General features: G+C 62.8%; 16 protein-coding genes. 10 read left to right on the forward strand and 6 right to left on the reverse strand.

All coding sequences use genetic code 11. The features are described from left to right. Window positions 1-55: 55 nt before the first annotated feature. Both QM596_RS11960 and QM596_RS11965 read left to right on the forward strand, forming a co-directional pair. A complete protein-coding gene (locus tag QM596_RS11960) occupies window positions 56-580 on the forward strand; it encodes an amino-acid N-acetyltransferase (RefSeq protein ID WP_019748183.1) in 525 nt (174 codons plus the stop codon). A gap of 59 nt (window positions 581-639) precedes the next feature. Beyond that, entirely contained in the window at window positions 640-924 is a 285-nt protein-coding gene (locus QM596_RS11965) for a YciI family protein (RefSeq protein WP_019748182.1), read from the forward strand. A 10-nt stretch (window positions 925-934) separates the two neighbouring features. Here QM596_RS11965 and QM596_RS11970 read toward each other — a convergent pair whose 3' ends face one another. The 6 genes from QM596_RS11970 to thyX all read right to left on the reverse strand — a co-directional run bounded on the left by QM596_RS11970 (window position 935) and on the right by thyX (window position 9,251). Next, window positions 935-1,915: a TerC family protein gene (locus tag QM596_RS11970; RefSeq protein ID WP_019748181.1), complete on the reverse strand. Its 981-nt coding sequence runs from the start codon at window positions 1,913-1,915 to the stop codon at window positions 935-937. 45 nt (window positions 1,916-1,960) lie between these two features. Next, the gene (locus QM596_RS11975; RefSeq protein ID WP_283309124.1) at window positions 1,961-4,732 is read right to left on the reverse strand and encodes a DNA translocase FtsK; all 2,772 of its coding nucleotides are present in this window, start codon (window positions 4,730-4,732) and stop codon (window positions 1,961-1,963) included. A gap of 124 nt (window positions 4,733-4,856) precedes the next feature. After that, window positions 4,857-5,480, reverse strand: a complete 624-nt coding sequence (locus QM596_RS11980; protein WP_211916829.1) for a TIGR03085 family metal-binding protein — start codon at window positions 5,478-5,480, stop codon at window positions 4,857-4,859. A gap of 59 nt (window positions 5,481-5,539) precedes the next feature. Beyond that, window positions 5,540-7,549, reverse strand: coding sequence for a ribonuclease J (locus QM596_RS11985; RefSeq protein ID WP_019748179.1), 2,010 nt, complete (start codon window positions 7,547-7,549; stop codon window positions 5,540-5,542). Then, a complete protein-coding gene (gene dapA, locus QM596_RS11990) occupies window positions 7,550-8,455 on the reverse strand; it encodes a 4-hydroxy-tetrahydrodipicolinate synthase (protein WP_003942142.1) in 906 nt (301 codons plus the stop codon). Window positions 8,456-8,498: 43 nt separating this feature from the next. Next, window positions 8,499-9,251, reverse strand: a complete 753-nt coding sequence (gene thyX, locus QM596_RS11995; protein ID WP_020907513.1) for an FAD-dependent thymidylate synthase — start codon at window positions 9,249-9,251, stop codon at window positions 8,499-8,501. A gap of 154 nt (window positions 9,252-9,405) precedes the next feature. Here thyX and QM596_RS12000 point away from each other — a divergent pair, with 154 nt between their 5' ends. The 8 genes from QM596_RS12000 to nuoE all read left to right on the forward strand — a co-directional run bounded on the left by QM596_RS12000 (window position 9,406) and on the right by nuoE (window position 15,030). Next, complete coding sequence (locus QM596_RS12000) at window positions 9,406-9,885, forward strand: toxin-antitoxin system HicB family antitoxin (protein ID WP_019748177.1); 480 nt, start codon at window positions 9,406-9,408, stop codon at window positions 9,883-9,885. Between the two features lie 86 nt (window positions 9,886-9,971). Further along, window positions 9,972-10,406, forward strand: a complete 435-nt coding sequence (locus QM596_RS12005) for an SRPBCC family protein (protein WP_046378469.1) — start codon at window positions 9,972-9,974, stop codon at window positions 10,404-10,406. A gap of 180 nt (window positions 10,407-10,586) precedes the next feature. Beyond that, window positions 10,587-10,979 (forward strand): Rv3143 family two-component system response regulator, encoded by a 393-nt coding sequence (locus QM596_RS12010; protein ID WP_044480360.1) that lies wholly within the window; start codon window positions 10,587-10,589, stop codon window positions 10,977-10,979. Window positions 10,980-11,224: 245 nt separating this feature from the next. Further along, complete coding sequence (locus QM596_RS12015) at window positions 11,225-11,584, forward strand: NADH-quinone oxidoreductase subunit A (protein WP_003942165.1); 360 nt, start codon at window positions 11,225-11,227, stop codon at window positions 11,582-11,584. Window positions 11,585-11,664: 80 nt separating this feature from the next. After that, the gene (locus tag QM596_RS12020) at window positions 11,665-12,219 is read left to right on the forward strand and encodes a NuoB/complex I 20 kDa subunit family protein (protein WP_003942234.1); all 555 of its coding nucleotides are present in this window, start codon (window positions 11,665-11,667) and stop codon (window positions 12,217-12,219) included. After that, window positions 12,216-12,878 carry an NADH-quinone oxidoreductase subunit C gene (locus QM596_RS12025; protein ID WP_019748174.1) on the forward strand — a complete coding sequence of 221 codons (663 nt, stop codon included), beginning with the start codon at window positions 12,216-12,218 and terminating at the stop codon, window positions 12,876-12,878. The genes QM596_RS12020 and QM596_RS12025 overlap by 4 nt, the downstream gene beginning before the upstream one ends. After that, a complete protein-coding gene (nuoD, locus tag QM596_RS12030) occupies window positions 12,878-14,209 on the forward strand; it encodes an NADH dehydrogenase (quinone) subunit D (RefSeq protein WP_046378468.1) in 1,332 nt (443 codons plus the stop codon). The genes QM596_RS12025 and nuoD overlap by 1 nt, the downstream gene beginning before the upstream one ends. Next, a complete protein-coding gene (nuoE, locus tag QM596_RS12035; RefSeq protein ID WP_020969458.1) occupies window positions 14,206-15,030 on the forward strand; it encodes an NADH-quinone oxidoreductase subunit NuoE in 825 nt (274 codons plus the stop codon). The genes nuoD and nuoE overlap by 4 nt, the downstream gene beginning before the upstream one ends. Window position 15,031 lies beyond the last annotated feature (1 nt).

The raw sequence follows: 15,031 nt of genomic DNA on the forward strand, positions 1-15,031 counted from the left end.
GCGGACAGGCACGCGACTTAGAATATCGGTAGGGCCATTGACTAATGTGCACCACATGACTTCGACCGCGCCGACCTATACCGAGAGCCAGTTGATCGTGCGTCGCGCGCGAACGTCGGACATCCCCGAAATCAAGCGTCTGATCGACATCTACGCCGGCAAGATCCTGCTCGAGAAGAATCTCGTGACGCTGTACGAGGCAGTCCAGGAGTTCTGGGTCGCCGAGCGGGGCGACCAGGTAATCGCTTGCGGCGCACTGCATGTGCTGTGGGCGGACCTGGGTGAGATCCGCACCGTCGCAGTCGATCCGACTGCGAAAGGGCAGGGCGCAGGTTTCCACGTCGTCGACAAACTCATCGAGGTCGCCAAGGAATTGGAGTTGGAACGGTTGTTCGTTTTGACGTTCGAGACCGAGTTCTTCCACCGTCACGGATTCGCGGAGATCGACGGCACTCCCGTCACCGCCGAGGTCTATGCGGAAATGTGTCGGTCCTACGACGCCGGCGTCGCCGAGTTCCTCGATCTGAGCTATGTGAAACCCAACACACTCGGCAATACTCGCATGCTCCTGACTCTCTGAACCGTTCAGACTCTTCAAACACACCTGTCTCGATCACCAGCCTCCGAAAGCGGTTCACGATGTCGTTGTTCCTCGTCGAATACACCTACGCACCCGAGAAGACCCCTCAGCGCGACGAAGTCCGCAGCGATCACCGCGCCTGGCTCGCGGATCTGGTTTCCCGCTCGATCGTTCTGTCATCTGGCCCGTTTGCAGATGGAAACGGCGCGCTGATCATCGTCGACGCCGCTGACGCCGACACCGTTTCACTCCTCTTCACCCACGATCCGTTCGCGATCGCCGATTTGATCGAGAAGGTCCGGATCACCGAGTGGGTTCCGGTGTTGGGTCAGTTCAGCGCCTGAGAGCGTCGGCCTACTCCCCGGCCCGGTCGCGAGTCTTCAACAGGCTCGCGACCGTCGTCACCGCCAATACTCCGATGATCACTCCGAGTGAGAGTGCCGTGGAGATTTCCGGCACGGAGACGTGTTCACCTCCGTTGACGAACGAGAGGGTGTTCTCGTGCAACGCGTGAAGTACCAGTTTCACACCGATGAACGCCAAGATTATCGAGAGCCCGTACGAGAGATAGACCAGCCGTTCGAGCAACCCACCGATCAGGAAGTACAGCTGCCGTAGGCCCATCAGTGCGAAGGCGTTGGCGGTGAACACCAGATACGGTTCCTGGGTCAGACCGTAGATCGCCGGAATCGAATCGAGCGCGAAGAGCACGTCGGCAAAGCCGATTGCGATGAGCGCCAACAACAACGGAGTCACGACGCGCTTGCCGTCGATCCGGGTAATCAACTTGTCGCCGTCGTATTCCTCGGTAGTCGGCAGCACCCGTTTCACGAGCGAGATGATGCGACTGTCGCGCTTCTCCTCGGCTTCCTTCTCATGCCCGTGATCGCGGATCAGGGTGTACGCGGTGTAGATCAAGAACGCACCGAAGAGGTAGAACACCCAGCTGTATGCGTTGATGGCGGCGGCACCGACACCGATGAAGATTCCGCGCATCACCAACGCGAGGACGATACCGATCAGCAATACCTTCTGCTGGAACTCTCGTGGCACCGCGAAGGTCGACATGATGATCACGAAGACGAACAGATTGTCGACCGAGAGCGCCTTTTCCGTGACATAGCCGGCGAAGTACTCACCGCCGTACGTGGTGCCCCAGATCCACATCACAACAAGGCCGAAGACGATGGCGATCGAAATGTAGACCGTCGACCAGAATGCGGACTCCCGGAAGGTCGGCGCATGCGGAGTGCGGACGTGGGCGAAGAAGTCGAAGACGAACAGGCCGAGGATCACCACGATCGTGATTCCCCAAGCCAACGGCGTCACATGCACGGGTTCCTCCGGTCGTCTGTCGACGGCTTGTCCGCCGAGGTGTCCCTACTCGTCTGCGGGTGCCTCATCCGGGTCGCCGCCGCGAATCGACCACAGCAGACCGTCGAGTTCCTCAGGCTTCATGAGTACCTCGCGGGCCTTCGAGCCCTCGCTGGGTCCGACGACGCCACGATTTTCCATGAGGTCCATCAGTCGGCCGGCCTTGGCGAACCCGACTCGCAGCTTGCGCTGAAGCATCGACGTCGAACCGAACTGGCTGGTGATCACCAATTCCACGGCCTGCAAGAGGACATCCATGTCGTCGCCGATGTCGGGGTCGACGTCCTTCTTCTCCCCGGCCTTCTGCGCGGTGACACCTTCGGTGTACTCGGGCTCCGCCTGGTTCTTCGCGAAGTCGACGACCGCCGAGATTTCTTCGTCGGTGATGAACGCGCCCTGCATACGGGTCGGCTTACCCGCACCCATGGGCAGGAAGAGGCCGTCACCCATACCGATGAGCTTCTCGGCGCCTGGCTGATCGAGGATGACTCGCGAGTCCGTCAGTGAAGACGTCGCGAACGCCAGACGAGACGGCACGTTGGTCTTGATCAGGCCGGTGACGACGTCGACGGACGGGCGCTGCGTTGCCAGCACCAGGTGGATACCGGCAGCACGGGCTTTCTGCGTGATGCGGACAATCGCTTCTTCGACGTCGCGGGGAGCGGTCATCATGAGGTCGGCCAGCTCGTCCACAATTGCCAGGATGTACGGGTACGGACGGTAGACGCGCTCGCTGCCCAGCGGGGCGGTGATTTCGCCGGACTTGACCTTGGAGTTGAAGTCGTCGATATGACGCACCCGGTTGGCCTGCATGTCCTGGTAACGCTGTTCCATCTCCTCGACCAACCAGGCCAGCGCTGCCGCGGCCTTCTTCGGCTGAGTGATGATCGGCGTGATCAGGTGCGGAATACCTTCGTACGGCGTGAGCTCGACCATCTTCGGGTCGATGAGGATCATCCGTACTTCTTCCGGCGTTGCTCGGGTGAGCAACGAGACGAGCATCGAGTTCACGAAGCTCGACTTACCCGAGCCGGTCGAACCTGCCACCAGAAGGTGGGGCATCTTCGCGAGGTTGGCACTGACGAAGTCACCTTCGATGTCCTTGCCCAGACCGATCACCAGTGGGTGGTGATCGCGTCGGGTGCTCGGCGCGTTCAGCACGTCGGCGAGGCGAACCATTTCGCGGTCGGAGTTCGGTACCTCGATGCCCACCGCGGACTTACCCGGAATGGGGGCCAGGAGGCGGACGTTGTCGGTAGCCACTGCATAGGCGATGTTGCGGGCGAGCGCGGTGATCTTCTCGACCTTGACGCCCGGGCCGAGTTCGACCTCGTACCGCGTCACTGTCGGGCCTCGGGTGAATCCGGTAACGGCGGCGTCGATCTTGAACTGTTCGAGGACCTCGCTGATCGCTTCGATCATCGCGTCGTTCGCAGAACTGCGGAGCTTGGGCGGGTCCCCTTCGATCAGCAACGTCGTCGGAGGGAGGTTGTAGTCGCCGTCGGTGACCCGATCGGTGACGAAGTGTTCCTTCTCCTCCGGCTCCGGTTCGGGTTTCGGCACAGGCTTGGCGATAGGGACGGAACGGGCCGGCACCTTGGGGCGCGGCGCCGGAGTCTCCACGACGGGCGCGGCAGCAGCCACGACGGGCTCGTCGGGTACTGCGGTGTCGTCGGCGTTCCACAGACCGAGTACTTCGGTCTTCTTGTCGCCGGATTCGAACTCGTCCGTCGGGTAGTTGTCGATCGGTGCGCGTCGGCTGGTCCGCTTGGCGGGCTTGAGCGGTGGCTCGGCGTAGGTGTCGACCGGGTAGCCGTCGGCGTCGAACAGTGAAGGATCGTAAGCAGATTCGCCGTAGTGGTGCTCGCCGTCCTCGTCGAATTCGGATCCGTAGTCGCCGTATTCGTCCGAGCGATACGAGGCACCGAAGAAGGACTGGAACTTGCTCGGCACCTCACGCAGCGTGGTTCCGGTCAGAAGGAGGATTCCGAATCCGGCGGCGATGACCAGCAGCGGCGCAGACAGCCAGACGGTGAGCCCGTTGGTGAGCGGGCCGCCCACGACGTACCCGACGAACCCTGCTCCGTTGGAGCGACCGGTGGAGTCTGTCGGTGAACCCGAGATGATGTGCCAGAGGCCGAGCGCCGGCAGACCGACCAGCAACGATCCCATGATCAGTCGGGGGCGGATCTCAGGTTTCGGTTCTGTGCGCATCAACAGGATCGCGAGGCCGACGCCGACGATGGGGAGCACGGCCGAGGCCGCGCCGAAGATAGCGCGCACAAGGGTGTCGATGCCGCCGCCGATCGGACCACCGGCCTTGAACCAGACGCCGCCGGCGATGACGACGCTGAATGCGATCAGGCCGAGCGCTATTCCGTCGCGGCGGTGGCCGGCTTCGATCTCGCCGACCTTACCGACGGTGCGTGTGGTGGCGCCGACGCCGCGGGCAGCCAGGGACCACCCGGCTCCGATTCCCTTGCCGACAGCCGCCAACGGGCTGGCCCGCTGAGACGTTTTCGATACCGGGCGGCGCGCGGCCGACGACGTACCGGAGGCCTTCTTGGGCGCTGGCTTGGAGCCTTTGCCCGAGGCCGGGCGCCCACCAGCCCTGGCCGAAGTCGTGACGTTCCGAGGAGTCGACACGGTCCGTGTGGTGCGCGAGGTGCGAGGTTTTGCGGTCGTGCGCGCACTCGGAGTGGAGGCTGACGACCTGGTCGATGCCCTGGACGTGGACGTGCTTGTACTGGATCCCCGGGCGCTCGACTTACCTGCCATGGAGTTCAGGCTAGTCTGTGCGACCCCATCTGGACCATCCGCAACACCAGCAACACTGGTCGCGAGTGCGAAACGTGATCTTCGCAACCCGTCGTTCGAGCGCCACTCAGGTAGAAAAAGGCAATCAGAAACTGCGATCGAGCGACATCACCGATTGGACGTCGGCCAGTTCACCTTTGGCTTCGATCTTCACTTCGTTGCGACCGAATGCGTGCAGCAGCAACTCGGCGGGTTCGCCCTGCAAGACAACACTGCGAGAGCCGGATTTGTGGACGACCGCACTCTCGCCGGAGGGAAGTTCGAAAATTACCTCGACAGCAGCCTTGCGGTAGCCCATCTTGCCGATCTGGCGTGCGTACTTCCACAGCTGAGCCTGCCGACCCTCCGACAACGGTCGCGGCGCCCAGTTCAGATGTGCGCGGCGTACGTCTTCGTGGTGAACGAACATCTCGGTGGTGTTGACCTGCGCGTCGAGCCAGTACATCGGCGACCATCGCGGCGGCCCGCTCCGAACGTCGTCGAGGATCTCCTCCCACGGACGCGCCGCTGCGGCCTTTCGAACGCTCTCGGTGTGACCGGCAAGAGGGCTCAACATGATTCCGGGAGCGGCGTCGAGACGCCGCTCCCGGACAATCAGATGTGCTGCCAGGTCACGATTGGTCCACTCCCCACACAGTGTCGGAGCATCGGGGCCGAACTCGACCATGCTGTCCACCAGGGCGAGTCGTTCGTCATGAGCGAAGGTCACCTTCGCCAAAGTACTCGAACCGGACCGGGTTCGAGCGGAAGCGACCTGCTGTGCCGAATCTACGGAACCGCGATGACCGTCGGAATGATCATCGGACGGCGGCGGTACTTGTCCGCGACCCAGCGTCCGACGACGCGGCGCACGGACTGCGCGATGCGATGAGCGTCGATGACGCCTTCGCTCGCCAACCGGGCCAGGTCCGATTCCACGAGATCCGCGGCGGCCTTGAGTGCCGTCGGATCGTCGGAGAAACCGCGGCCGGACACCTCGGGAGTGCTGACTGCGCGTCCTGTCGACTCGTTGATGACGATGGTGATGGCGATGAAGCCACCTTCACCGAGTACGAGTCGATCGGAGAGCGTCGGCTCGCCGACGTCACCGACGGACAGACCGTCGACGTACACGTGTCCGACCGGTACGCGTCCGACGATCTCGGCGAGGCCGTCGACCATGTCGACCACGACGCCGTCCTCGGCCAGCACGATGCGCTCTTCCGGAACGCCGGTGGCCTTGGCAAGGGCGGCGTTGGCACGCAGGTGCCGCCATTCACCGTGGACGGGCATGGCGTTGGTGGGCCGAACCGCGTTGTACAGGTAGAGCAACTCACCGGCGGACGCGTGGCCCGAGACGTGAACCTTGGCGCTCTGCTGGGTCACGACGGTGGCACCGCGCTTGGCCAAGCCGTTGACCACGGCAAAAACTGAGTTCTCGTTACCCGGAATCAGCGAGGATGCAAGAACGACCAGGTCGTTGGCACGGATGTTGATCTGGCGGTGTTCGCCGCGTGCCATCCTCGAGAGCGCTGCCAACGGCTCACCCTGCGAACCCGTGGAGATGAGAACGAGGCGATCGTCGGGAAGGGTGGCGGCGGTGTCGATGTCGACGACCAGGCCGTCTGGCACCGTGAGGTAGCCGAGATCCTGGGCGATCTGCATGTTGCGGACCATCGAGCGGCCGACGAAGACGATTCGACGGTTGTATCGAGCGGCAACGTCGACGACCTGCTGGATGCGGTGCACGTGGCTGGCGAACGATGCCACGATGACGCGCTGCTTCGCCTTGCCGATGACGTTGTCGAGCACTCCCCCGATTTCACGCTCGGGCGTGACGAATCCCGGGACCTCGGCGTTGGTCGAGTCCACGAGGAACAGGTCGACACCCTCGTCGCCCAGGCGGGAGAAACCGGCGAGGTCGGTCAGGCGGCCGTCGAGAGGCAGCTGGTCGAGCTTGATGTCACCGGTGTGCAGTACAACTCCGGCGTCGGTGCGAATCGCGATCGCGAGCGCGTCGGGAATCGAGTGGTTGACGGCGAAGTACTCGCAGTCGAACGGGCCGTGAGTGGTGGTGTTTCCTTCGACGACCTCGACGAGGTTCGGTCGCAGGCGATGCTCGCGGCACTTGGCGGCAACGAGGGCGAGAGTGAACTTCGCGCCGATGACCGGAATGTCCGCGCGCAGGCGCAGCAAGAACGGCAGAGCACCGATGTGGTCCTCGTGGCCGTGAGTCAAGATGACGGCTTCGACGTCGTCCATACGGTCTTCGATGTAGCGGAAGTCCGGGAGGATCAGGTCGACGCCGGGCTGCTGGTCCTCGGGGAACAGCACACCGCAGTCGACGATCAGCAACTTGCCGCGGTGCTCGAATACCGTCATGTTGCGACCGATTTCGCCGATGCCGCCGAGAGCAACGATGCGCAGACCTGATGCCGGCGCCTTCGGGGGTGTTCCGAGGCGACCGGTGGGATCGACGGCCGGACGGTTCTCGGGGCGCTTGTTTCCGCGCCCGTTGCCCGCCTTCGACGCTGCCGGACGGTTGCCGCCGGCAGATTTGCGTGGCGACCTGTCTTCGGTCGATTTCTTGGGTGCAGCAGATTTGGTGGCTGCGGACTTGGTCGCTGCAGATTTGGCTGCTGCGGCCTTCTTGGGCGGGGCGGCTGCGGCGGGGGCCGCTTCTGCCGCCGGCGCAGCTGGTGCCTCTACCGGTGCGGCCTTCGCGGCCGTTTCGGGAGCCGGAGGCGAAGGCGGACCGGCTTGACGACTGGCACTACGACGTCGGGGGGGACGGGTCATTTACAAAACTCCTGCCGCATGCAGATCGGCGGCAAGACCGTCGATCTGCTCTTTAGTGGGTGCAACCTGCGGAAGGCGTGGTTCTCCGACATCGATTCCGATGAGTCGCAGACCCGCCTTCGAAGCGCTGACACCGCCGAGGCGGGCAACGGAACGAATCACAGGGATCAAACTGAGGTTTATTTCGCGTGCGCGGGCGATGTCGCCGGACACGAACGCGGTGTGGAGGTCGCGGAGGCGACCCGGAACGAGATGGCCGATGACGCTGACGAAGCCGGTAGCACCGACAGCGAGCCACGGCAGGTTCAGCGGGTCGTCACCGGAGAAGAACTGAAGCTCGGTGGTGCCGATCAACTCTGCGCCGGCGTTGAGGTCACCCTTGGCATCCTTGACGGCCTTGATCCGCGGGTGCTCGGCGAGTCGGCGGATCGTCTCGGTCTCGATGGGGACGACGGAGCGGGGCGGAATGTCGTACAACATGACGGGCAGGTCGGTCGCGTTGGCGACGGCGGTGAAGTGTGCAAAGAGTCCGGCCTGGGGCGGACGCGAGTAGTACGGGGTGACGACGAGCAGACCGTGCGCTCCGGCGCGAGCCGCGTCACGGGCGAGTTCGACACTGTGGGCGGTGTCGTTGCTCCCGGCGCCTGCGACGATCTTCGCGCGGTTGCCGACGGCGTCGATCACTGCGCGGAGCAGGTCGAGCTTCTCGGACTCGGTGGTGGTGGGAGACTCACCGGTCGTGCCGGCAAGAACGAGGCCGTCGCAGCCGTTGTCGACGAGATGGGCTGCGAGGCGCACTCCCGCGTCGACGTCCAACTTCCCGTCGGCAGTGAACGGGGTCACCATCGCAACGGAAATGGTGCCGAACGGACGCTCGACAAGAGAAGCGGAATCACCGTAGGTCATGGTCAGAAGGTTACCCGGTTCAGCTCTTACTTCTGCACACGAGTCACGACTCGGCCGCAAATGCACTGACGGCGATTTCCGATCCGTCGCTTCCGCGGAGAATCTCGTAGTCCCCGAACACATTTGGGGCGACGTCACGAAGCTGACGTAGGCACTCGATCGCGACTCGCCGGATCTCGACGTCGGCATGTTCGGTGGCGCGCATCTCGACGAAGTGCCGCCAGGCCCGATAGTTCCCGGTCACGACCAAGCGCGTCTCGGTTGCGTTGGGCAGCACCGAGCGCGCAGCTTGCCTGGCTTGCTTCCCACGCATCGGGGCACCGGGCACTGATTGCAATTTCCCCTCGAGGGCGGTCAGCAGTTCGCCGTAAGCGCGACGGCTCTCGTCGGTGGCAGACAGAAACAGTGCTTCGAGCTCGGGATCACCTTCGACCGCGGGAGGCACGACAACGTTCGCATCATTCTCGCGAACGAATCGCTGCGAGAGTTGCGAGTACGAGAAGTGCCGGTGACGAATCAATTCGTGAGTGCACGAGCGCGAGATACCAGTGATGTAGAAGCTCACCGTCGCATGCTCGAGCACCGAAACGTGTCCGACCTCGAGCAGATGTCTCAGATAGCCGGCGTTGGTTGCGGTTCGCGGATTCGGCTTGGACCAACTCTGGTAACAGGCTCGGCCGGAGAACTCGACGAGCGCTTCGCCGCCATCCGCGTCCGTCTCCCACGGAATGTCCTCGGGCGGGAAGAACTCGGACTTCGCCACCAACTGCACTTTCAGCGACACCGTGTTCGGCACAACCCACTCCTCGACAAGCACGAAACGACCAGCACGAAACCCGGGCGCCGTTCGCCTCAGGTGCTGGGCAACTCTATAGCGGTCAACCACCCCCGAGATCGAGTGACGTCATCACATCCTTGACTGACGTCACTTTTGACGTCACTCTGGTGTCATGGACATTTCGGAGTACACCGCGAAGCTGCAGAATGACCTCGTCACCGCAGCCGAACTCGGCGACGATCACACGCGCCGGATTGCGGCGTCGTTGTCCGCCGCCATCGAACCCTCGGTCCGCCTGGTCTTGTTGGCCGCGGCGACGGAGTTGGCCAAGGAGATCGGGACCAAACTCGACGGCCGCGAGGTCAGGGTCAATCTCGACGGCAACGAGATCGTGACCGACGTCGTCCGCCCGACGAATTCGACCGGCGGCGAGGGCGGAAACGAGAAGGCAGACGACGAGAAGAAGGACTCCACTTACTCGTTCGACGACGTCAGCGGCGATATCAGCCGAGTGACGTTGAGGATGATGGAGCAGATCAAAGCCCGCGCCGAGGAGGCAGCCAATCAGAACGGAGTCTCCCTCAACTCGTGGGTTTCACAAGCCGTTCAGGGCGCATTGCGGGACCAGATGCGCAAGAACGGCATGGACTAGTTCGACGCCACCCTGATCGCCGATGATCTAATTGCGCAACTGCAGTAATCACGAACCGTTGCCGCAAGGCGAGAAGGAGCACGTTCATGGCCGTTTCGGGCGTCAAGGAATTCGAGATCAAGGCTGATCCGGCGACGGTGATGAAGGCCGTAGCTGCAGTCGATCGGCTGCCGGAGTGGTCGTCTGCGCACAAGAAGATCACCATCGAGAGCACCCACGACGACGGTCGCCCCCATCGCGTTCGCATGGCCGTGTCCATTCTGGGAATCAACGACGAGCAGGTAGTCGACTACACCTTCGAGGGCGACGAGAAGGTGACCTGGACCCTCGTCGAGAGCGGCCAGCAGAACCAGCAGGACGGCTCGTACGTCTTGACTCCCACCGACGGTGGAACCAAAGTCACCTTCGAACTGACCATCGATCCCAAGATCCCGCTGCCGGGCTTCCTGGTGAAGAAGGCGCAGAAGACGGCCCTGGAAACAGCGAGCAAGGGCCTGACGAAGTTCGTCGAAAACTTCTGAGCGCACACGCAATTCAGGCGGCCCTTACTTCGGCGTTCATCGCCGGGTAGGGGCCGTTTGCCGTGAAGCCCAGCTGCGATTTCTCGGAAGTTCTTGCCGATGTTGAACATTCGCCGGTAGCCGGGGACCGCCCGGAGTAACGTCGGCCGCGTGTCCGCCGAGACCGCAGAGCCCAACTCCATGGCACCCGTGCGCATCCTCGTCTACAGCGACGACGCACACACCCGCGAGCAAGTTCGGCTCGCTCTCGGAGAGCGCCCACATCCTTCGATGCCCACCATCGACTACGTCGAGGTCGCGACCGCGCCGATCGTCGTCGACAAGCTCGATGCCGGCGGAATCGATCTCGCCATCCTCGACGGCGAGGCGAGTCCGGCGGGCGGCATGGGCGTCGCGAAACAACTCAAGGACGAGATCGTCGACTGTCCACCGATCCTCGTACTGACCGGTCGACCCGACGATGCGTGGCTGGCGTCGTGGTCGCGAGCGGAAGCCTCAGTGCCGCAGCCGATAGATCCGATGGAACTCTCTTCCACCGTCATCGCGCTTCTGCGTCGGCAACTGAGCCGGTGAGCACCCGTTGCAGCGGTGATTCGTTGCGGCGCCGACTACTTCGGACTTTCGAGAGCGAAACTCGGCACCTCGAAAATCAACCCAATGTCGGAGGCCTCCCCTAGTGTGGGTGTCGCAGGTCACATAAGTGTCGAATTGCTGGCAGTATCGAAATCGAACGGCACCTTCGGGTTAACGGCACCTTCGGGTTAACGGCACCTTCGGGCTAGGCGGACATCCGCACAGCGGAGAGGAGTTCGGGTGAGATGAACGCTTACATCCCCATTCTCGTTCTCGGGGTCATCGCGATGGCCTTCGCTGTGGTGTCGGTTGTTCTCGCGTCCGTGGTCGGCCCGAAGCGGTACAACAGGGCGAAACTCGAAGCCTACGAATGCGGAATCGAACCGGCACCCCGTACCGCTGGTGGCGGACGGTTTCCCGTCAAGTTCTATCTGACGGCAATGCTGTTCATCATCTTCGACATCGAGATCGTTTTCCTCTATCCGTGGGCGGTGCATTTCGATTCGCTCGGCTTGTTCGGCCTCGCGGCGATGGGCCTTTTCATAGTCAACGTCTCGGTGGCATACGCATACGAATGGCGACGAGGCGGTCTCGGTTGGGACTAGCTCAGCGAACACAGGAACAGCACACACGAGTCAGACAAAACCGGTCACACCGCAGCTGTTACGACTGAAAAGAGTCGGATATGGGTCTCGAAGAAAAGCTCCCCAGCGGATTTCTACTGACCACGGTCGAGGGCCTGGCAGGTTATGCCCGCAAAGGATCACTGTGGCCTGCCACCTTCGGGCTCGCGTGCTGCGCCATCGAGATGATGGCAACCACGTCGGGTCGCTTCGACCTGGCGCGGTTCGGTATGGAGGCATTCCGCGCGTCGCCGCGACAGGCAGACCTTCTGATCGTGGCCGGGCGGGTCAGCCAAAAGATGGGCCCGGTACTTCGTCAGGTCTACGACCAGATGGCCGAGCCGAAATGGGTTCTGGCCATGGGTGTATGCGCGTCGTCCGGCGGAATGTTCAACAACTACGCAGTGGTTCAGGGCGTCGACCACATCGTGCCGGTCGACATCTACTTGCCCGGCTGTCCGCCGCGGCCGGAGATGCTCCTGAACGCGATCATCGAACTGCACCGAAAGATCCAGGAAATGCCCCTCGGCGTGAACCGCGAAGAGGCACGCGCGGCAGCCGAGCGCGCCGCACTGGCATCCACCCCCACCATCGACATGAAGGGGCTGCTGCGATGACCTCGGGTAACACCGGCGCGAGAGGGATGTTCGGGGTCCGCGGCACTGGCGACACCTCGGGCTACAGCAGGCTTGCCCCTCCGATCTCTCTAGAGGACAAGGCTTCTCGACCCTTCGGCGGTTATTTCGATGCAGTCGCGGATTCGTTGGACGCGGCATTGAGCAGCGCGGGTGGCACTTTCACCGCTGCAGTCGAGCGTGTGGTGATCTTTCGAGACGAGATGACGCTGCACGTCGAACGCTCCCACTTGCCGCAGGTTGCGCGAAGACTGCGCGACGAACCGGACCTTCGCTTCGAGCTCTGCCTGGGTGTCGACGGAGTGCACTACCCGCAGGACACCGGTCGTGAACTGCACGCCGTGTATCCACTTGCCTCGATTACGCACAACCGCCGAATCAGGCTGGAAGTATCTGTGCCGGATTCCGATCCGCATATTCCGTCGATCGTCGGGATCTACCCGACCAATGACTGGCATGAACGCGAGACGTACGACTTCTTCGGGATCGTCTTCGACGGTCATCCGGCCCTGACCCGCATCGAGATGCCCGACGACTGGAAAGGCCACCCCCAGCGGAAGGACTATCCGCTCGGCGGTATCCCGGTCGAGTACAAGGGCGCCCAGACTCCGCCTCCCGACGAGCGTAGGTCGTACAACTGATGAACGAGACGACCGGAAGCAACTCCGGTGCCACGACGGAAACCGTCGTCACGGCATCGGGTCAGGACTGGGACGACATCGTCACCGCGGCCGCCCGCCAGCGCACCGGCGAGGCGGAACGGATCGTGGTCAACATGGGCCCACAGCATCCGTCCACTCACGGGGTCTTGCGCCTCATTCTCGAGATCGAGGGTGAGACGGTCGTGGAAGCTCGATGTGGAATCGGCTACCTGCACACCGGAATCGAGAAGAATCTCGAATTCCGGAACTGGACGCAGGGCGTCACTTTCGTTACTCGAATGGACTACCTGTCACCGTTCTTCAACGAAACCGCGTACTGCCTCGGAGTCGAGAAACTTCTCGACATCACCGACGACATTCCCGAGCGAGCCACCGTCGTTCGCGTGATGATGATGGAACTCAATCGGATCTCCTCACATCTCGTGGCCCTGGCGACCGGCGGAATGGAACTCGGCGCCGTAACGGCGATGCTGTTCGGATTCCGCGAACGCGAATTGATTCTGGACGTGTTCGAGACGATCACCGGACTGCGGATGAATCACGCCTACATCAGGCCTGGTGGTCTCGCTCAGGATCTACCCGACGGGTCGGTCGCGAAGGTTCGGGAATTGTTGAAGGTCCTACCGAAACGGTTACGTGACGTCGAACTGATGCTCAGCGACAACTCCATCTGGAAAGCACGTACCCAGGGAATCGGATATCTCGATCTCACCGGCTGTATGGCGCTCGGGGTGACGGGGCCGGTCCTTCGCGCCACAGGTCTCCCCCACGATCAGCGTCGAGCGCAGCCGTACTGCGGCTACGAGAACTACGAGTTCGACGTAGTGACACACGACGGATCCGATTGCTACGGAAGGTACGTCATCCGCGTCGAGGAGATGAAGGAGTCCCTCAAGATCGTGGAGCAGTGCCTCGACAAGCTACAACCGGGCCCGGTCATGGTGGACGACAAGAAGATCGCCTGGCCTGCCGATCTCGCTGTGGGACCGGATGGCCTCGGCAACTCGCAGAAGCACATCGCCAAGATCATGGAGTCCTCCATGGAAGGTCTGATTCACCATTTCAAACTGGTCACCGAGGGTATCCGCGTGCCGCCAGGTCAGGTGTACGTCGCCGTCGAGTCTCCGCGTGGCGAACTGGGGGTGCACATGGTCAGCGACGGGGGAACCCGGCCCTACCGCGTCCATTTCCGGGACCCGTCGTTCACCAACCTTCAGGCAGTAGCCGCGATGTGTGAGGGAGGCATGGTGTCCGACGTGATCGCTTCGGTTGCCAGTATCGATCCCGTCATGGGCGGAGTGGACCGATGACCGGCCCGAACGGCTCGTCACGCGTGTTCATCGAACTCGGGCCGCGCCCGGAGGAGCCCACGCAATTGGTACGCCCTGGCGCACGATCGAGCTATCCACCCGACGTACTCGCCCGACTCGACGCCGACGCCGAAACCGTCATCGCTCGCTACCGTGAGCCTGACGCCGCCGCGACCACCAGTCGATCCGCCCTCTTGCCGCTCCTTCATCTCGTGCAATCCGAGGACGGGTACATCACCCCGGCCGGGATCGATTTCTGCAGTGCCAAGCTGGGTTTGACGGGCGCCGAGGTCGCCGCAGTTTCCACCTTCTACTCCATGTATCGCCGGGGGCCGACGGGTGAGTATCTGGTCGGAGTCTGCACCAACACGCTGTGCGCGATCATGGGCGGCGACGACATCCTCGCGGCACTCGAAGAGCATCTGGGCTCGACAGGCTCCAGAGATGAAGGTGGACACTCCATCTCGACGTCCGACGGTAAGATCACCCTCGAACACATCGAGTGCAATGCGGCGTGCGACTACGCCCCCGTCATGATGATCAACTGGGAGTTCTTCGACAATCAGACCCCGGAATCGGCGCGCTCACTCGTCGATGCGCTCCGCGCCGGAGAGCGCGTGACACCCGATCGCGGTGCCACGCTGTGCTCGTTCCGGCAGACTGCGCGCACTCTGGCTGGTTTTCCGGATACGCGAATCGAGGCAGCCGAAGCGCAGACCGTCGGCGATGCAACTCTTGCCGGACTACGTATCAGCCGATCTCTCGACGACAATCCACCCGGCTCGGCTTCCGCGGCCGACGCTCCCGGCGAAGGGAAGTGAC

The organism is Rhodococcus sp. IEGM 1406 (genome assembly GCF_030056745.1).
Taxonomy (GTDB): domain Bacteria; phylum Actinomycetota; class Actinomycetes; order Mycobacteriales; family Mycobacteriaceae; genus Rhodococcus_F; species Rhodococcus_F erythropolis.